Raw genomic sequence first — 17,648 nt, forward strand, 5'->3', positions numbered from 1 at the left:
GCCCCTTCGAGCCGGTTGACCGGCCGCGGCGCGCACGCCGCGGCCGGCGCGTCACGCCTGCTTGCGCCGGCTGCTTTCGAGATTCGGCAGGAATACCGTCAGCACGCCGATCAGCGGCAGGAACGAGCACACCTTGTAGACGAACGGGATGCTCGTCGCGTCGGCGAGCTGGCCGAGCACCGCCGCGCCGACGCCGCCGAGCCCGAACGCGAAGCCGAAGAACAGGCCCGCGACCATGCCGACCTTGCCGGGCATCAGTTCGGTCGCGTAGACGAGGATCGCGGCGAACGCCGACGCCAGCACGACGCCGATGATCACGGTCAGCACGCTCGTCCAGAACAGGTTCGCGTACGGCAGCAGCATCGTGAACGGCGCGACGCCGAGGATCGATACCCAGATCACGTACTTGCGGCCGATCCGGTCGCCGACGGGCCCGCCGATCAGCGTGCCGGCCGCCACGGCCGCGAGGAACACGAACAGGTGGATCTGCGCGGCCTGCACCGACAGGTGGAACTTGTCGATCAGGTAGAACGTGAAATAGCTGTTGATGCTCGCGAGGTAGAAGTACTTCGAGAACACGAGCAGCACCAGCACGCCGATCGCACCCATCACGCGGCCGCGCGACAGCGTCGGATGGCCGGCCGACACGGCCTTCTTCTTCATCGACGGATGCTTCTTGTACCAGTGGCCGATCTGCGTGAGCACGATCATCGCGACGAGCGCGGCGGCCGAGAACCACGCGATGCTGTGCTGGCCGTGCGGGATGATCACGAGCGCGGCGAGCAGCGGCCCGAGCGCCGAGCCCGCGTTGCCGCCGACCTGGAACACCGACTGCGCGAGCCCGTGCTGGCCGCCCGACGCCATCCGCGCGACCCGCGACGACTCCGGATGGAACACCGACGAGCCGCAGCCGACCAGCGCCGCGGCCACCAGCAGCATCGGGAAACTCGATGCGACCGACATCAGCAGCAGCCCGGCGAGCGTGAAGCCCATGCCGACCGGCAACGAATACGGTTTCGGACGCTTGTCGGTATAGAGGCCGACGAGCGGCTGCAGCAGCGACGCGGTGATCTGGTAGGTGAGCGTGATCAGGCCGATCTGCGCGAACGACAGCGCGAACTGGCTCTTGAGCATCGGATAGATCGCGAGGATCAACGACTGGATCATGTCGTTGAGCATGTGCGAGAAGCTGATCGCGCCGAGCACCGGGTAGACGGTGCGCGGCGCGGGCGGGGCGGACGGCTGGGCGGCGGCTGCGCCGGCGGTTCCCGTGTCGAGGCTGGTTTCCATGTGAGCTGAGCGAGTTGAGGTGACGGGCGCGCTCTGATGGGAATCGGCGCGTTTTCAATCGTTGTTGCGTCAAAGAAGTGTAATTTGGCGCATCGAGAATGTCCTGCCAAGTTTTGTCGTGATTCGGACATTCGTCCGATGGATCGGCCGGTATCCGCTTTTTTGGCCGGGTATAACGCAGGCGGCGCGCTCGCTCCGTCGGCGGGGGCGCGAGTCCGGTCGGTGTTTCATCGGACTCAAGAAACGGCGGTGGCAGCCGTAGAACGACGTAACGACAACAGGCGCGCTTGGCGCCCGGCACCGGCTACCCGTCGGGCGGGCTCGGGACGCGCGGCATGGCCAGCCATCGCGGGAATGCCGGGACCGACCTTTCCGGCTGCGTGATCCATACGGGGATAGTTCGATGAAAGCAGCATCTTTGCATCCACAGCCCGGTGCGGCGGCCGCCGCACCCGACGTTGCCGCCGGTCGCGCCGCACGACGCGCGCATGCGGCGCGGCGTGAGCGCCGGCCGTGGACCGTCAAGGCGACGTTGCGCGCCGCATTCGCGATCCTGCTGGCCGGCACGCTCGTGATCGGCGTGTTTTCGCTGTGGCAGATCAGCCGCCTGAACGCGTCGATCGCGTCGGTCTACGAGCAGGGGCACGTCGCGAGCCGCGCGGCGCAGGAGGTTCGGGCCGAGGTGCTGCGCGCGAGCCGCGCACAGAAGATGCTGCTGACCGCCACCACCGCGAAGGAGCGCGACGACCTCGGCGCCGACGTCGGTGCGGGGCTCGCGTCGATCGGCCAGGCGCTCGGCACGCTGCAGCGCTACGCGGATCCGGCCGATGCCGACGATTCGGCGCGGCTGCGCGCATTCTCGACGGCCGTCGGCACGTGGAGCACGCATTTGCGTGATTTCGTCACGCTCGTGCGCGCGCAGCCGCTCGACCTGTCGCAGATGAACTGGCAGGTCGGCACGCAGGACGTATCGCTGCTGGTCGAGACCGGCAAGCTCGAGAAACTCGTCGCCGACCTCGTGAAGACGCGCGGCGAGAAGTCGAAGGCGACGCTCGATGCGTCGGCCACGATCTTCTCGTCGTCGTTCGCGATGATCGCCGCGATGACGGCCGCGCTGATCGTGCTCGCGATCGTGATCGCCGAGCGCGTCGTGCGGCGCCTCGCATCGCAGCTCGGCGGCGAGCCCGCGCACGCGAAGGCGATCGCCGCGGACATCGCGCGCGGCGACCTCACGCGACCGATCACGCTCGGCCGGCACGATCGCGACAGCATGGTGCGCGCGCTGGCCGACATGCAGACGGGGCTTGCGGCGACCGTCGGCGAGATCGCCGTCAGCGCCGAGGCCATCGCGGCCGCGTCCGGCGAGATTTCGACCGGCAACCTCGACCTGTCGCGGCGCACCGAACAGCAGGCCGTCGCGCTCGAGCGCACCGCGGCCAGCATGGAGCAGCTCACGTCGACCGTGCGGCAGAACGCCGAGAACGCGCGGCAGGCGAGCGCGCTCGCGGCCAATGCGTCGTCGGTGGCGGAAACGGGCGGGGAAGTCGTCGGGCGCGTGGTCGCGACGATGAGCGAGATCGACGACAGCGCGAAGAACATTCGCGACATCATCGGCACGATAGAGGGGATCGCGTTCCAGACCAACATCCTGGCGCTGAACGCGGCGGTCGAGGCCGCGCGCGCCGGCGAACAGGGGCGCGGCTTCTCGGTGGTCGCGGGCGAGGTGCGCCTGCTCGCGCAACGCTCGGCAACCGCGGCGAAGGAGATCCGCGAACTGATCGGCGCATCGGTCGAGCGCGTCGCGAACGGCGCGGCGCTCGCGCACGACGCCGGCCGCACGATGGGCGACGTCGTGCGCGCGGTCAAGCGCGTGACCGACATCATCGGCGAGATTTCGGCGGCGTCGGACGAGCAGAGCGCCGGGATCGACGAGATCGGCCGCGCGGTCACGCAGATGGACGCCGGCACGCAGCAGAACGCGGCGCTCGTCGAGCAGGCGGCCGCTGCCGCCAACGCGCTCGACGAGCAGGCCCAGGCATTGAAGCGGCTGGTCGGGCGGTTCCGCCTCGCGGCCTGAGCGCCGCGCGGCGCGCGGCGGTTACGACTTCTTCTGCTTGTCCGGATCGATGATGACCGTGCAGGTCGTGCCCGCCGACAGCACCACGTCGGCCGGTACTTCGTCGATCCGGATGCGTACCGGCACGCGCTGCGCGAGGCGCACCCAGTTGAAGGTCGGGTTCACGTCCGCGACGAGGTCGCGGCTTTGCGGGTTGTCGCGATCGTAGATGCCGCGCGAGATGCTCTCGACGTGGCCCTTCATCACGCCGCCGCTCATCAGCCGCATCTCGGCCGGCGCGCCGATCTTCACGCGCGGCAGCTTGGTTTCCTCGAAGTAGCCGTAGACCCAGAACGAGTGGCTGTCGACGATCGCGAGCTTCGCCTGGCCGGCCACCGCATAGTTGCCCTTGAACGTCTGCAGGTTCGTGATGTAGCCGTCGACCGGCGCGACGACGCGCGTGCGCTCGAGGTTGAGCTTCGCGGCGTCGAGCGCGGCGATCGCCTGCTGGTACTGCGCATCGGCGCTCGACGCGCTGTGCGCGGCATTCTCGCGGTTTTCCTTCGACACGACGAGCGCATCGAGGTCCGCGCGGCGGGCCGCGTCGTCGCGACGCATCTGCAGTTCCGCGCGGCGGGCGGCGACGGCCGCCTGCGCCTGCTCGACCGCGATCTGGTAGTGCGACGGGTCGATCTGCATGATCAGGTCGCCTTTTTTCACGAGCTGGTTGTCATGCACGGGCAGCTCGACGATCGCGCCCGACACGTCCGGCGCGACGTTGACGATCTCGGCGCGCACGCGCCCGTCGCGCGTCCACGGATCGTCCATGTAGTGCACCCACAGCGAGCGCCCGATCAGGATCGCGACGAGAAGGATGACGGCGGTCGCGACGAAGCCGAAGAGTTTTCTGAGAATCATGATGGTTCGGAATCAACGGTAAACGGCGAGACTCAGTCCGCCGCAAATGCAGACGAGAAGGCAGGCCCGGAACAGCGACGGGTGCCAGACGAGGCGGTAGAGGCCCGTATAGGCGAGCAGGCGGTCGACGGCCCAGGTCGCGAGCGCGCCCAGGACGAACATCAGCACCACCGTGGGCATGTAGGCATCGAGAATGGCGATTTCACGCGGCATCATGACGAGGCTCCTGGTTGGGGACGCACGGGGCGGTTGCGGTGAAGCGGCTCGAGCGGCGATTCCGGATCGAGCAGCGCGGTACGCACGAAATGCAGGTGGCTCAGGATGCGCTGCAGCCGGTGGCGCTCCTCGCGCGACGGCTCGAACGCATCGAGCGTCTGCCGCGTCGCGTCGATCGCCGCATTGGTCGCGGTGAGCGTCGCGTCGAACCGCGCGGCGTTCGGCTTCGAGAACAGCGCGGCCAGCGCGGTGCGCATCGTCTCGATCGCACGGCGCCACGGCATCGCCGGCGCATAGCGCGGGTCCGGCGGCAGCGTCGCCAGCTCGTGGCGCAGGTCGATCGTCGCGTTGCCGGCTTCGAGCACCGCGAACATCCAGCGCAGCGCATCGCGCTGCACGTCGGGCTGGTCGGCCGACAGCGTGTGCGCCTGGTACATCAGGTCGCGCGCGCCGCTTTCGAAGCGCGTGCGCAAGCCGGCGAGCCGTGCATGACCGGCCGCGACGGCCTGGTGGCGGAGGTCGGCGAACAGCCGCTTCTTCAGCCACGGCGCGGTCGGCGGGAACAGCACCGCGAACGCGATCGCCGACACCAGCATCGACAGCACGAGCGCGAGCGCATCATTCATGAAGCTGGTCGGATCGTAGTGCGTGATGTTGTCCGGACCGGCGAGGAAGCTGAAGAAAATCAGGTAGCCCATTCCATACCCGGCGAGCTTCGGCTTCAGCGTCATGAAGATGCCGATCGCGAGCAGCGGCGCGAGCGCGACGCACAGCAGCGGGAACCCGTCGATGTGCGGATAGATGCCGAACGTCAGCAGGAAGCCGGTGCAGACGGCGAGCGCCGTGCCCATGCCCATCTGCGCGGACATCGCGGTCGGGCGCGGCGTCGACGACGCGAGGGCGCAGGTGGCCGCCGCCGTCAGCGTGAGCGTCACGCCGCTCGGCCACGCGGTCTCGATCCAGAACCAGCCGAGCACGAGGATCACGGTCGCGGTGCGGATCGCCGCGATCACCATCGCGGTCAGGTTGGTGCGCGGCTCGTAGCGCTCGATCCAGCGTTCGCGCTCGTGCGTCGCGGTCGACAGCGACGCGTAGGTGGCCGCGTACTCGTGCAGGTCGGTGATGAAGCGGTACAGCAGCTCGGCGGCCGTGTCGAAGTCGAGCAGCGGAAAGTCCGGCTGCGTTTCGAGCGTCGCGCGTGTCGCACGGATGCGGCGCGGCAGCGCGTCGCGCCAGGCGAGCAGTTGCTCGGCCGCGTGGCCCGCGTCGGCCGCCGTGCGCACCGGTTCGCCGGTGTGCGTCAGCAGCAGCGGCGCGATTTCGCGGAAATACGGCTCGATCGCGTCGATCGCGGCCTGTGCGCCGGCCGCATGCAGCCGGTTCATCAGCTGGTGCAGCGCATGGAAGCGGCTCGACGCGCTCATGAATTCGCTGTTCAGCCGCGCGAGGCGGCCGCTGCGCATCCGCGTGTCCGGATCCTCGAACACGGCCATGCTGCGCGCGGCCTCGAACCCGACCACGTCGGCGACGAAGCGCGTATGGATGGTTTCGATATGCGCGCGATCGAGCTTGCCCGACAGCGCCGATGCAACGTAGTCGACGAAGCTGCCGAAACGCTTGCGTACCGTCGTGCGCATCTGTTCGCCGGTGGTCTGCGGAAACACGAGCGCGCTGACCACGCCGGCCGACACGATCCCGACCATGATTTCGGCCACGCGCGTCATCGCGCTCATGAACGCGCCGTCCGGGTGCTGCGACGCGGGCAGTCCGATCAGCGCGGTCGTATAGCCGGCCAGCAGGAAGCCGTAGCTGCGGAAGTTGCGGTTGCGCGCGGCGCCGGCCGTGCACAGCGCGACCCACAGCGCGACGGCCAGCAGGAACAATTGCGGCTGCTGCGGGAACAGCCCGACGAACGTGAGCGTCGCGATGAGCCCGAAGATCGTGCCGGCGACGCGGTAGAAGCTCTTCGCGAGCACCGCGCCGCTTTGCGGCTGCATCACGATGAACACCGTCGTCATCGCCGTTTTCGGCGCGGGCAGGTCGAGCCGCATCGACACGCCGGTCGCGATGAACGCGGCGAGCAGCGCCTTGAACAGATAGAGCCACGCGGCGCCGTCGGTGCGGGCCCAGTCGCCGAACGCGGCGGACCAGGCCGCGAACGGGCCGCCGGCGGGCGTGGAAGCGGGGGAGGAGGCTGACATGGCGGTTGCTCCGCGTTACCGCGCGGCCGGCGAGCCGGACGTGCCGGTCGTCGCGACCGTTGCGGGCCGCGCGACGGCCGCCGACGGTTTCGTGGCCGGTGCGCCGGAAGGCGCTTGCGTGCCGCCGTTTTTCGGCGTGCCGGCGGCCGGCGTTTCGTCGTGCGGCACATCCTCGCCCGTCTCGACGCCGCCGCCGAGCGCGGCCATCAACTGCGCATGCGCGGCGAGGCGTTCCGCGTCGATGCGGGCGGCCGTTTCCTGCGCGCGCAGCAACTGCTGTTGCGCGACCAGCACGTTCACGTAATCGGTCAGCCCGCGACGGAAGCCTTCGCGCGACAGCTGGTAGCTGCGGTCGTTGGCCGCCACCGAGCGCGCGGCGTCCTTCTTCTGCGTATCGAGCGAGCGGATCCGCACGACCTGGTCGGCGATGTCCTTGAGCGCGCCGACGATCGTCTGGTTGTAGCGCTCGACCGCCTGGTCGTAGCCGGCGTTCGCCGCGCCGAGCTGCGCACGCAGCCGGCCGCCTTCGAAGATCGGCAGCGACAGCGCGGGGCCGGCCGTCCAGCCGCCGTTCATCGCGCGCAGGAAGTCGGTGAACGGCGCGGTCACGCCGAACCCGCCGACCGTCGCGAGCAGGTCGATGTTCGGGTAGAACGATGCCTTCGCGACGTCGATGCCGCGTGCCTGCGCATCGACCGTCCAGCGCGCCGCGACGACGTCGGGGCGGCGGCCGAGCAGGTCGGCAGGCAGCGCCGACGGCAGCCCGGCCGGCGCATCGAGCGACAGTCGCGGCCGCTTGATCGCGTCGCCGGCGCCCGGGCCCTTGCCGGCCAGGGCGGCGAGCTGGTGGCGCGCGAGCTGGATCGCTTCCTCATAGCTGTCGATCTGGCGCTCGTAGTCGGGCAGCGTCGATTCCGCCTGGCTCACTTCGAGCTGCGTGCCGAGGCCCGCCTGCAGCCGCTTGCGCGCGAGATCGGCGAGCGAACGCTGGCGTTCGAACGTTTCATGCGCGAGGTCGAGCAGCGCGTAGTTCATCGACATGCCGACATACGCGCGCACCACGTTGACTTCGAGTTCGAGCTTCGCCGCACGCGCGTCGGCGGCGGTCGCATGTGCGGTGTCGAGCGCGCGCTCGGTCGCGTTCTTGTCCTTGCCCCACAGGTCGAGGTGGTACGACAGGCCGAGGGTGCCGGTATTGTTCCAGGTGTCGGTGTTCGCGAGCGGGCCCGGGCCGTAGTACACGTTGTCCGGCCAGTGCTGGCGCATCAGCGACAGATTGCCGTTGATCTGCGGCAGTTCGGCCGACCGGGCGACGCGCGCCATCGCCTGCGCTTCGCGCACGCGGGCCTCGGCCGCCGCGAGGGTCGGATTGCCGGCCTGGGCGGTGGCGATCCATGCATCGAGCTGCGGGTCGCGGTACGCGCGCCACCAGTCGGCGGCGGGCCAGCCGGCGTCGCGGTCGGCCGCGCGGATGGCCGCGCCGGCGTCGAGCGTGTTCGCTTCGATACGCGTGGACTGGGTCTTGTTGTCGCCCATGCTCGCACAACCGGCCATTATTAATGAGACTGCAAGAACCGCCAGTGCGAGCGTCCCTTTTGTCGCCGGAGACTGCACGATTTTCTCCCTTTCGGATATAGATGAGTCGGATGCGATTATATTTTTCAGTGATTCCTGAATAAATGGACAACGGTGCAAGTCATTTTTACGAATCCTGAGATAATATTTGTTGGCCCCTGTGCAACAATCCGTCCGGATTCAAACGGGTAATGGGATGGATACGCTACAAAACATGCGGGTGTTCGTCCGCGTGGTGGACGCGGGAAGCTTTACCGCGGCCGCCCAGCAGATGAATTCGACCACCGCCTACGCGTCGCGCGCGGTCTCGGATCTCGAGGCGCACTTGCGCACGCGTCTCCTGAACCGCACGACGCGCCGGATCGCGTTGACCGAAGCCGGCGAGCGCTATCTGCAGCGCTGCGAGCAGATCCTGGCGTACGTCGACCAGGCCGAAGCCGAGGCCGGCGACGCGCACGCGCGCCCGTCGGGCAAGCTGAAGGTCCATTGCTTCACGAGCCTCGGCCAGCACTACCTGGTGCCGGCGATCGCGCGCTACCGCGAGCGTTATCCGGACGTGCACGTCGAGCTGACGCTCGCGCAGCGGATGCCCGACCTGCTCGACGAGGGGTACGACGTGGCGATCGTCGTCGGCCGCGACCTGCCCGATTCGGGGCTCGTGTCGCAGCGGCTCGGCGAGAGCTACAGCGTCGTGTGTGCGTCGCCCGGCTACGTCGAGGCGCATGGCGTGCCGCAGCGGCCGGCCGATCTCGCGCAGCACGTGTGCCTCGGGATGGTCGCGCCGGGTTTTCACTTCGACGAATGGGCGCTGGCGGGGCCGAACGGCGACGAGGTCGTCCCGATCGCGGCGCCGCCGTTTCGCGTGAACGTCGCCGAGGCGCTTGCGGTGGCCGTGCGGGAGGGGATGGGGATCGGCGGGCTGCCGCTCTATTCGGCGATCGGCTGGCTGCGCAGCGGGCACATCGTGCGCGTGATGCCGGAGTACCGGTCGCACGTGATGAACATCTACGCGCTGTACCCGTCGCGCCAGTACCTCGACGCGAAAATCCGCACCTGGGTCGATTTCCTGCGCGACGAGTTGCCGGTCACGCTCAAGGCCGACGAGGCCGCGCTCGAGCAATACACGCGTGCGACATGACGGCGCGGTTGGCCGCCATCTGACGAGATTTGTCCTTCACGCAACATTTTTTTACGAACGCGTGTCAGACAGTTTGATACTGTAGGGATTAACGAGATACGCAACCCCGGAGTAGCGATGGATACGCACCTGATGATCGGCCTTGGCGTCCTGCTGGGCGCAGCCGCTGCCGCCGCGGCGACCCGCGACCTGCTGCGTGCGATGAAGGCGAAGGCGCAGATGAAGCCGGTTCCGGTACGGGTGCGCGAGCCGCGCCGCCCCGGCCGCTGATCCTGCCGTACGCGCGGGGAGGCGGGCAGGCCGCGCAAGGCGGCCCGTGGCGAGCCGGTGTTCAGCCGAGCTCGACCACCTTGTCCCACGCGAACGCGGGATTTTCCCGTTCGCCGGTACGACGGTGAAGGTAGCCGCGCGGGTTGCACACCACGCGCGTGCCGCCGTCCGCAACGTAGTCGAATGACGTATGAGTGTGGCCGTGGAGCCACAGATCCACCGGCGGCCGCACCAGTTCCGCCATGTCCGTCACGAACCCCGCCGAAGCGAGATCCGTCGCATAACGTTCCGCCAGCGAGCGCCGATGTGGCGCATGATGGGTGACGACGATCGTCTTGCCCGCGAACGGTGTCGCGAGCCGCGTTTCCAGCCAGGTCCGGCTTTGCCGGTGCAGCGCGATCGCGTCGGCCGGCGAGAAATCCCGTTCAGGCGCACCCGGCGACTCATGCAGCGCCGCGTCGTGCGGCCACGTCACCTGGATCAGTCCCTTGAAATCGAGCATCACGCGCAGCGCGGCCTCGATTGCGCCGGCCTGGCTAGCTTCGTCTTGGCCGAACAGCGAAAAATCGGCCCAGAGCGTCGTGCCGAGCACGCGGAAGCGTTGCCCGGGATCGACGTAGACGCCGTTGTTCAGGTAATGCAGGTTGTCGAGCGAGTGCGCGGCGTCGCGCATCGCCGTTTCCAGCGCGCCGAATTCCCCGTCGTAGTACTCGTGGTTGCCCGGCACGTAGATCACGGGCACGGCGGGGTCGAACGTTTCGGCGGCCCAGCGCAGGCCTTCCGCGTGATTGTGGATGTCGCCGGCCAGCACGACGAGATCCGCGTCGGCGTGCGGGATCGCATCGGGCAGGTTGCTTTCGAGATGCAGGTCGGACAGGACGCGGATTTTCACGGGCGGGGCTCCGAAGTGGGCGGCTTCAGTGCAGGATCTTGCCGGGATTCATCAGGCCGCGCGGGTCGAGCGCGGTCTTCAGCGTGCGCATCAGCGTCGTTTCGACCGGCGACTTGTAGCGCTGCGCGTCGTCGATCTTCAGCTGGCCGATCCCGTGCTCCGCGCTGATCGTGCCGTGGTGGCGGTGCACGTTGTCGTAGACGATCCGGTTGATCGGCGCCTGGAACGCCGCGAGGAACGCCTTCGCGTCGCCGCCTTCGGGCATCTGCACGTTGTAGTGGAGGTTGCCGTCGCCGAGGTGGCCGAACGTGACCATCCGCGCACCCGGCGCGGCCTGCTGGATCGCCGCGTCGGTCTCGTCGATGAAGCGCGCGATCGACGAGATCGGCACCGCGATGTCGTGCTTGATGTTGAGCCCTTCGTCGGCCTGCGCGAGCGGGATGTGCTCGCGCAGGTCCCAGAACGCGCGCGACTGCGCGAGATTCTCCGCGACCACCGCGTCGACCACGAGCCCGGCCTCGAACGCTTCTTCCATCAGTTTCTCGAACAGCGCGCGCGCATGCGCTTCGCTTTCGTTGTCGGACAGCTCGAGCAGCACCGTCTGCGCGTGCGTCTGCGCGAACGGGTAGCGCAGTTGCGGGTAGTGCTTGCCGACCAGCTGCATGCAGAAATCCGACATCAGCTCGAAGCCGGTCAGGAGCGGCCCGGCCGCGCGCTGCGCGAGCGACAGGAAGTCGAGCGCCGCGTGCGGCGATTCGAGCGCGGCGAGTGCCGTGACCTGCGCGGCCGGCAGCGGATGCAGCTTCATCACGGCCGCCGTGATGATCCCGAGCGTGCCTTCCGCGCCGATGAACAGGTCGCGCAGGTCGTAGCCCGTGTTGTCCTTGCGCAGTCCGCGCAGGCCGTCCCAGATCTCGCCCTGCGGCGTCACGACCTCGAGCCCGAGGCACAGCTCGCGCGCGTTGCCGTAGCGCAGCACCGCGGTGCCGCCCGCATTGGTCGACAGGTTGCCGCCGATCGTGCAACTGCCCTCCGCCGCGAGGCTCAGCGCGAACAGCCGGCCGCCTTCGCGGGCGCGCGCCTGCACGTCGGCGAGGATCACGCCGGCCTCGACGGTGATCGTATTGTTGTGCGGATCGAGCGCCCGCACGCGGTTCAGGCGCGCGAGGCTCAGCACGGCCTGGCTGCCGCTCGCATCGGGTGTGGCGCCCCCGGCGAGGCCCGTGTTGCCGCCTTGCGGCACGAGCGCGACGCCGTGCGCGTTGGCCAGCTTCACGAGCGCGGCGACTTCGGCCGTGTTCGCGGGCTTCAGCACCGCGCACGCGGCGCCCTTGTAGCGGCGTCGCCAGTCGGTCAGGAACGGTTCGGTATCGTGCGGATCGGTCAGCACGTGGTCGGTGCCGAGCGCGTCGCGGCACGCGGAAACGAAAGCTTCGGAAGACATCATCACCTTGTCGCGTAAGGGTCAGGACGCGGCGCGCGACTTTTTTGCCGCGCGCTTGTACGGCGCGACATAGGCCAGCGCCGCCACGAAGAAGCCGACGGCAAGCGCGGTCTCGCACCAGCCGAGCGTGGCGGACAGCCCGCGATCGGACATGCCGCGCACGATGCCTTCGGCCAGATAGACGAGGCTGAGCATGCTCGCCCACTGCATCGTATAGATGTTACGCCGCCAGACGCCGGGCAGCGCGAGCGCGAGCGGCACGGCCTTGAGCATCAGCGCGGAGCCGCCCGGGCGCAACGGCGCGAGCCACAGCTCCCACGCGAGCGACAGCGCGATCAGCGCGACGAGGCACGCGGCGGCGGCCAGCGCGTAGCGCGGCCGGGCCGCGACGGCAGGGCGGGCGGGGGTGTTCATGCGGTCTCGGCAGCCTGGGCGGCCGACAGCGCGGCGGCCGCGCGCGCCAGCCGCACGCCGAGCGCGGCGGCGAGCGCCTTTTCGTCCGCGGACAGCCCGCCGGGCGCGCTACGGTCGTGCTGCGCGACATGCGACGCGCCGTACGGCGTGCCGCCGGTGCGCGTCGTGCTGAGCGCCGATTCGGTGTACGGGATCCCGACGATCATCATCCCGTGATGCAGCAGCGGCAGCATCATCGACAGCAGCGTCGATTCCTGGCCGCCGTGCAGGCTGCCCGTCGACGTGAATACGCTCGCCGGCTTGCCGGTCAGCGCCCCCGACAGCCATTGCGGCGTCGTGCCGTCGAGGAAATACTTGAGTGCCGCGGCCATGTTGCCGAAGCGCGTCGGCGAGCCGAGCGCGAGGCCCGCGCATTCCTCGAGGTCGCGCAGTTCCGCGTACGGCGGGCCGTCGGCGGGGATGTCGGGGGCGGTGGTTTCGCAGACGGTCGACACGGGCGGCACGGTGCGGATGCGCGCCTGCATGCCCGGCACGCTGTCGATGCCGTTCGCGATCGCGAGCGCGAGATCGCGCGTGGCGCCGTGACGGCTGTAATAGAGGACGAGGATGTCTTTCATGGGCGACGGAGCCGCATGCGGCCGCGCGCGTGCCCGGTGCAGTCGGCCCCTGCTGGAATCGAGCGGCTATTATAGGGGCTGAAGCCGTCGCGCAGCGCGGCGGCGGCGCGCCGAGAGGCGCGCGGCATCAAGAAGGAGAAGCCGTTTGCCGAAGTTGAGCGTCGATCTCGACACCCTCAAGCGCCTCGCGCAGTTCGCGGCCCGGCGCAGCGCCGAGGATCGCATCCCGCAAGTGGCGGGCAGCCTGACCTTCACGACGATGCTGGCCCTCGTGCCGCTCGTGACGGTCGCGTTCGCGCTGTTCACCGCGTTCCCGATGTTCGCGTCGTTCCAGATCTCGCTGCAGGGGTTCCTCGCGGATCACCTGATGCCCGCGCAGTTCAACATCCAGATCTTCAAGTACCTGAACCAGTTCGCGTCGAAGGCCAAGGGGCTGACCACGGCCGGCCTGATCGTGCTGGTCGTCACGTCGGTGATGACGATGATGACGATCGAATCGGCGTTCAACCTGATCTGGCGGGTACGCAAGCCGCGGCCGTTCGCGCAGCGCGTGCTCGCGTACTGGGCGCTGATCACGCTCGGGCCCTTGTTGTTCGGCGTGAGCCTGTCGATCTCGTCGTACCTGTTCACGCAGTCGCTCGCGTTCACCGGCGCGGCGCCGACCACGTCGATCGTCGAATGGCTGCTCGCGCTCGCGTCGCTGCCGCTGACGGTGCTCGCGTTCACGCTGCTGTACGTGTACCTGCCGAACTGTACGGTCGCCTGGCGCGACGCGGTGATCGGCGGGCTGTTCGCGGCCGTCGCGTTCGAGCTGGCCAAGCGCGGCTTCGGCTACTACGTGCGGCGCATTCCGACCTATACGGCCGTCTACGGCGCGTTCGCGGCGCTGCCGGTGTTCCTGCTGTGGGTGTACCTGAGCTGGTTCATCGCGCTGCTCGGGGCGATGGTGGCGTCCGCGCTGCCGGCGATCCGCGTCGGCCAGTTCCACCGCATCCACTATCCGGGCAGCGACCTGCTCGACGCGCTCGAGCTGCTCGCGCGGCTGGCGGAGGCGCGTGCGGCCGGCAAGCGCGGCTATACGGCGATGCGGCTCGCGACCATGTTGCGCTGCGACATGGAAACCGCGCAGCGGCTGCTGACGACGATGGAGGAGCGGGAGTGGATCGCGCGGCTCGACGGCGGCGCCGAGACCACGCCGCGCTACATCATGCTCGCGAACCCCGAGCAGCTGACGCTCGCGCAACTGTTCGACGTGCTGGTGATCGACCGCGCGGAGCTGACCTACCAGCTGGAGCGGCGGCGCAGCCACGTCGAGGGCGCGGCCCTGCTCGCGGTGCTGTCGAGCGATCGCTTCGACGTGTCGCTTGCGACGCTGATCGCCGCGCACCGGCTCGCGGGCGCGCAGCCGGCGGGGAACGCCGGGCAGGCGCCGGGCGCCGTGCCCGACCCGCACGCGCGGCCGCCGCGGCCCGCGTGACGGCGGGGCCGGCGGGCTACAGCGGGATCTTGCCGGTGCAGATGTCCTTGAACATCACCCAGTCGCCCATCAGGCTGTAGATCGGGTGCCGGAACGTGGCCGGGCGGTTCTTCTCGAAGAAGAAGTGCCCGACCCACGCGAAGCCGTAACCGCAGACGATCGCCGCCGGCAGCCACAGCCAGTTGCCGGTCGCGATCGCCATCGCGACGCAGCCGATCACGCCGAGCGAGCCGATGAAGTGCAGCCGGCGCGACGTCAGGTTCTGGTGTTCGTTCAGGTAATACGGGTAGAAATCGGCGAAGCGGGCGAACTGCTCCGAATGCGTATGCGCCATCGCTGCCTCCTCGGGCCGCTGTCGATGGCTTCATTGTGCGGCGGGCGGCCCATGTCCGCAAGCGGGGGCGCGGCCGCCGCGCCGGGGCCGCGCTTTCCTTTTGACAGGCTTTCCGATAGGATCGAAAGAGATTTTGCATTCAAGCATGAGGGGACTACGATGCGCGTCAGCGATATTCTGAAAGTGAAGGGCAACACGCTGTTTACGGTGACGCCCGATAAGCCGCTGCGCGAAGCGGTCGATACGATGGCCGAACACGATATCGGTTCGCTCGTCGTGATGGAGTACGGCGATCTCGTCGGGATGCTGACGTTCCGCGAGATCATCCTGCGCCTGCACGTGAACGGCGGCGCGATCGGCGACGTCCAGGTGCGCAAGGTGATGGACGAGCCGCTCACGTGTACGCCGGAAACCGACGTCAACGAAGTGCGCCGGATGATGCTCGAGCGTCACGCACGCTACATGCCGGTGCTCGACAAGAAGGTGTTGATGGGCGTCATTTCGTTCTACGACGTCGCGAAGACGGTCGTCGAGGCGCAGAGCTTCGAGAACCGGATGCTGAAGGCGTACATCCGCGACTGGCCGGAATCGGAAGCCGAAGCGCACAAGCCGTGAACCGCGCCGCGCCCGGCACCTCGATGCATGGGCGCCGCCATCCGGCATGCGGCGGCGCAGGCTTGTCCTGCGCCGCCTTTTTTTCAACGACAACACGAGGCCCGCGCAGCTTCGCCGAGACGACGCGCGCGTATTCCGCATGAGCGATCACACGCAAGCCACTTCGGAGCGGCGCGACGAACGGCGTGCCCACGCGTCGCAGTTCGACCTGCTGCGCGAGCGCCGTTTCGCCCCGTTCTTCACGACCCAGTTCCTCGGTGCGCTGAACGACAACGTCTTCAAGATCGGCTTCACGTCGCTCGTCACCTATCACACCGCGCGGTTCGCCGGCGTCGACGCCAAGACGGCCGCGTTCCTGATTTCCGCGATCTTCATCCTGCCGTTCGTGCTGTTCTCGGCGACGTCCGGCCAGATCGCCGACAAATACGACAAGGCGACCCTCACGCGCTTCGTGAAGACCTTCGAGATCGTGCTGATGCTCGTCGGCGCCGCCGGCTTCGTCACGCACAGCGCGACGCTGCTGTATCTGTGCACGTTCATGATGGGGATGCACTCGACGCTGTTCGGGCCCGTCAAGTATTCGTACCTGCCGCAGCATCTCGGCGAGCATGAGCTGGTCGGCGGCAACGGCCTCGTCGAAATGGGCACGTTCATCGCGATCCTGATCGGCACGATCATCGGCGGCGCGGCCGCCGGCATCGAAGGCGCCGGCGAACGCGTGCTCGCGGTGAGCGTCGTCGTGATCGCGCTCGCGGGGCGCCTCGTCGCGCAGCGCGTGCCGTCGACGCCGGCGCCGCAGCCCGATCTCGTGATCAACTGGAATCCGGTCAGCGAAACGTGGCGCAACCTCGGGCTGGCGCGCCAGAATCGCACCGTGTTCCTCAGCTTGCTCGGCATCTCGTGGCTGTGGTTCGTCGGCGCGACCTTCCTCACGTCGTTCTTCAATTTCGCGAAGGACGTGCTGTCCGCGAGCCCCGACGTCGTCACGATCCTGCTCGCGACGTTCTCGGTCGGCATCGGCCTCGGCTCGCTGCTGTGCGAGCGGCTGTCGCAGCGGCGCGTCGAGATCGGCCTCGTGCCGCTCGGCTCGATCGGCATCAGCGTGTTCGCGATCGAGCTGTATTTCGCGAGCCGCGCGCTGCCGTCGCCGGGCCATCTGCTGTCGGTCGGCGAATTCCTGGCCGGCGCGCGCCACTGGCGCATCCTCGCCGACCTGTTCCTGCTCGCGATGTTCGGCGGCTTCTACAGCGTGCCGCTGTACGCGCTGATCCAGAGCCGCAGCGCGCCGACGCACCGCGCACGGATCATCGCCGCGAACAACATCCTGAACGCGCTGTTCATGATCCTGTCGGCCGTGATGGCGATGGGGCTGACCAAGGCCGGCGTCGACATCCCGGGGCTGTTCCTCGCCACCGCGCTGCTGAACGTGATCGTCGCGACGTACATCTACCTGCTCGTGCCCGAGTTCCTGCTGCGTTTCGTCGCGTGGGTGCTCGTGCACACCTTCTACCGGATCCGCCTCGTGCACGCGGAGCGGATTCCGGCGGAAGGCGCGGCCGTGCTCGTGTGCAACCACGTCAGCTACGTCGATGCGCTCGTGCTGGCGGCCGCGAGCCCGCGCCCGATCCGTTTCGTGATGGATCACCGGATCTTCAAGACGCGCTTCGCGAGCTGGGTGTTCCGGCATGCGAAGGCGATCCCGATCGCGCCGCGCCACGAGGATCCGGCGATGCTCGCGCGTGCGTACGACCTGTGCGAGGCCGCGCTGAAGGACGGCGAACTCGTGTGCATCTTCCCCGAGGGCAAGCTGACCAAGACGGGCGACATCAATACGTTCCACCACGGCATCACCGAGATCCTGAGCCGCACCCCGGCACCGGTCATCCCGATGGCGCTGCGCGGACTGTGGGGCAGCTATTTCTCGCGGCATTCCGATGCGCGGATGCCGCGCCCCATCAGGCGCGGCGTGATGAGCCGGCTCACGCTGGCAGTCGGCGAGCCGGTCCCGGCGTCGGTCGCGACGCCCGAGTCGCTGCAGGCGGCGGTGACCGAGCTGCGCGGCGCGCGGAAGTAGGCGGGCGCCGGCCGGCGCCGTGCCGGCATGCGGCTGCTGTCCGGGTGGAACGGGCTGCCGGCCGCCCCCATCGGGCCGCACCGGCACGTACCGTGCGCCCTGACCGGCGTGTCACGC

The 17,648-nt window shown here is 68.7% G+C and carries 16 protein-coding genes; 6 read left to right on the forward strand and 10 right to left on the reverse strand.

Translation table 11 applies throughout. The features are described from left to right. Window positions 1-51: 51 nt before the first annotated feature. Window positions 52-1,290, reverse strand: a complete 1,239-nt coding sequence (locus VXM69_RS26960; protein WP_034191165.1) for an MFS transporter — start codon at window positions 1,288-1,290, stop codon at window positions 52-54. 403 nt (window positions 1,291-1,693) lie between these two features. On the opposite strand from VXM69_RS26960, the gene VXM69_RS26965 reads away from it, so the two are divergent. Beyond that, window positions 1,694-3,367 (forward strand): methyl-accepting chemotaxis protein, encoded by a 1,674-nt coding sequence (locus VXM69_RS26965; protein ID WP_034191164.1) that lies wholly within the window; start codon window positions 1,694-1,696, stop codon window positions 3,365-3,367. Between the two features lie 21 nt (window positions 3,368-3,388). Here VXM69_RS26965 and VXM69_RS26970 read toward each other — a convergent pair whose 3' ends face one another. From VXM69_RS26970 to VXM69_RS26985, 4 genes are read right to left on the reverse strand one after another with little or no spacing between them, the layout of a single operon-like run. Continuing rightward, window positions 3,389-4,264, reverse strand: coding sequence for an HlyD family secretion protein (locus tag VXM69_RS26970; RefSeq protein ID WP_014897260.1), 876 nt, complete (start codon window positions 4,262-4,264; stop codon window positions 3,389-3,391). A gap of 12 nt (window positions 4,265-4,276) precedes the next feature. Further along, window positions 4,277-4,480, reverse strand: coding sequence for a DUF1656 domain-containing protein (locus tag VXM69_RS26975; protein WP_011351756.1), 204 nt, complete (start codon window positions 4,478-4,480; stop codon window positions 4,277-4,279). Next, complete coding sequence (locus tag VXM69_RS26980) at window positions 4,477-6,681, reverse strand: FUSC family protein (RefSeq protein ID WP_367189532.1); 2,205 nt, start codon at window positions 6,679-6,681, stop codon at window positions 4,477-4,479. Before VXM69_RS26980 ends, VXM69_RS26975 begins: the two co-directional genes overlap by 4 nt. A gap of 15 nt (window positions 6,682-6,696) precedes the next feature. Next, on the reverse strand, window positions 6,697-8,295 hold the full coding sequence (locus VXM69_RS26985; RefSeq protein WP_082744657.1) for an efflux transporter outer membrane subunit: 1,599 nt from the start codon (window positions 8,293-8,295) through the stop codon (window positions 6,697-6,699). 157 nt (window positions 8,296-8,452) lie between these two features. Between VXM69_RS26985 and VXM69_RS26990 the strand changes: the two genes are divergently transcribed. Further along, window positions 8,453-9,394, forward strand: coding sequence for a LysR family transcriptional regulator (locus tag VXM69_RS26990; protein WP_034191161.1), 942 nt, complete (start codon window positions 8,453-8,455; stop codon window positions 9,392-9,394). Between the two features lie 117 nt (window positions 9,395-9,511). Next, complete coding sequence (locus VXM69_RS26995; RefSeq protein WP_006476208.1) at window positions 9,512-9,664, forward strand: hypothetical protein; 153 nt, start codon at window positions 9,512-9,514, stop codon at window positions 9,662-9,664. Between the two features lie 61 nt (window positions 9,665-9,725). Here the strand turns inward: VXM69_RS26995 and VXM69_RS27000 are convergent, their stop codons facing one another. Genes VXM69_RS27000 through wrbA form a run of 4 tightly spaced genes read right to left on the reverse strand, consistent with a single transcriptional unit; the run spans window position 9,726 to window position 13,031 of the window. Continuing rightward, on the reverse strand, window positions 9,726-10,556 hold the full coding sequence (locus VXM69_RS27000; protein ID WP_034191160.1) for a metallophosphoesterase: 831 nt from the start codon (window positions 10,554-10,556) through the stop codon (window positions 9,726-9,728). A 25-nt stretch (window positions 10,557-10,581) separates the two neighbouring features. After that, window positions 10,582-12,003 (reverse strand): FAD-binding oxidoreductase, encoded by a 1,422-nt coding sequence (locus VXM69_RS27005; protein WP_049032386.1) that lies wholly within the window; start codon window positions 12,001-12,003, stop codon window positions 10,582-10,584. Window positions 12,004-12,021: 18 nt separating this feature from the next. Then, a complete protein-coding gene (locus tag VXM69_RS27010) occupies window positions 12,022-12,414 on the reverse strand; it encodes a DUF2069 domain-containing protein (RefSeq protein ID WP_034191158.1) in 393 nt (130 codons plus the stop codon). After that, on the reverse strand, window positions 12,411-13,031 hold the full coding sequence (gene wrbA, locus VXM69_RS27015; RefSeq protein WP_034191157.1) for an NAD(P)H:quinone oxidoreductase: 621 nt from the start codon (window positions 13,029-13,031) through the stop codon (window positions 12,411-12,413). The genes VXM69_RS27010 and wrbA overlap by 4 nt, the downstream gene beginning before the upstream one ends. Before the next feature lie 145 nt (window positions 13,032-13,176). Here wrbA and VXM69_RS27020 point away from each other — a divergent pair, with 145 nt between their 5' ends. Then, window positions 13,177-14,508, forward strand: a complete 1,332-nt coding sequence (locus tag VXM69_RS27020; protein ID WP_034191156.1) for a YihY family inner membrane protein — start codon at window positions 13,177-13,179, stop codon at window positions 14,506-14,508. 16 nt (window positions 14,509-14,524) lie between these two features. On the opposite strand, the gene VXM69_RS27025 is transcribed toward VXM69_RS27020, so the two are convergent. Beyond that, the gene (locus tag VXM69_RS27025; RefSeq protein ID WP_034191155.1) at window positions 14,525-14,842 is read right to left on the reverse strand and encodes an Mpo1-like protein; all 318 of its coding nucleotides are present in this window, start codon (window positions 14,840-14,842) and stop codon (window positions 14,525-14,527) included. A gap of 159 nt (window positions 14,843-15,001) precedes the next feature. On the opposite strand from VXM69_RS27025, the gene VXM69_RS27030 reads away from it, so the two are divergent. Continuing rightward, window positions 15,002-15,457 (forward strand): CBS domain-containing protein, encoded by a 456-nt coding sequence (locus VXM69_RS27030; RefSeq protein ID WP_006488504.1) that lies wholly within the window; start codon window positions 15,002-15,004, stop codon window positions 15,455-15,457. A gap of 139 nt (window positions 15,458-15,596) precedes the next feature. Beyond that, a complete protein-coding gene (locus VXM69_RS27035; protein ID WP_175027007.1) occupies window positions 15,597-17,531 on the forward strand; it encodes an MFS transporter in 1,935 nt (644 codons plus the stop codon). Window positions 17,532-17,648 lie beyond the last annotated feature (117 nt).

This window comes from Burkholderia sp. Ed8 (assembly GCF_040761425.1).
GTDB classification, from domain to species: domain Bacteria; phylum Pseudomonadota; class Gammaproteobacteria; order Burkholderiales; family Burkholderiaceae; genus Burkholderia; species Burkholderia seminalis.

Coding starts and splice junctions, on each gene's coding strand:
- VXM69_RS26975 (WP_011351756.1), bottom strand. CDS start 4,480: ATGATGCCGCGTGAAATCGCCATTCTCGATGCCTACATGCCCACGGTG.
- VXM69_RS26995 (WP_006476208.1), top strand. CDS start 9,512: ATGGATACGCACCTGATGATCGGCCTTGGCGTCCTGCTGGGCGCAGCC.
- VXM69_RS27025 (WP_034191155.1), bottom strand. CDS start 14,842: ATGGCGCATACGCATTCGGAGCAGTTCGCCCGCTTCGCCGATTTCTAC.
- VXM69_RS27005 (WP_049032386.1), bottom strand. CDS start 12,003: ATGATGTCTTCCGAAGCTTTCGTTTCCGCGTGCCGCGACGCGCTCGGC.
- wrbA (WP_034191157.1), bottom strand. CDS start 13,031: ATGAAAGACATCCTCGTCCTCTATTACAGCCGTCACGGCGCCACGCGC.
- VXM69_RS26970 (WP_014897260.1), bottom strand. CDS start 4,264: ATGATTCTCAGAAAACTCTTCGGCTTCGTCGCGACCGCCGTCATCCTT.
- VXM69_RS26990 (WP_034191161.1), top strand. CDS start 8,453: ATGGATACGCTACAAAACATGCGGGTGTTCGTCCGCGTGGTGGACGCG.
- VXM69_RS27030 (WP_006488504.1), top strand. CDS start 15,002: ATGCGCGTCAGCGATATTCTGAAAGTGAAGGGCAACACGCTGTTTACG.
- VXM69_RS26960 (WP_034191165.1), bottom strand. CDS start 1,290: ATGGAAACCAGCCTCGACACGGGAACCGCCGGCGCAGCCGCCGCCCAG.
- VXM69_RS26965 (WP_034191164.1), top strand. CDS start 1,694: ATGAAAGCAGCATCTTTGCATCCACAGCCCGGTGCGGCGGCCGCCGCA.
- VXM69_RS27035 (WP_175027007.1), top strand. CDS start 15,597: ATGAGCGATCACACGCAAGCCACTTCGGAGCGGCGCGACGAACGGCGT.
- VXM69_RS26980 (WP_367189532.1), bottom strand. CDS start 6,681: ATGTCAGCCTCCTCCCCCGCTTCCACGCCCGCCGGCGGCCCGTTCGCG.
- VXM69_RS27010 (WP_034191158.1), bottom strand. CDS start 12,414: ATGAACACCCCCGCCCGCCCTGCCGTCGCGGCCCGGCCGCGCTACGCG.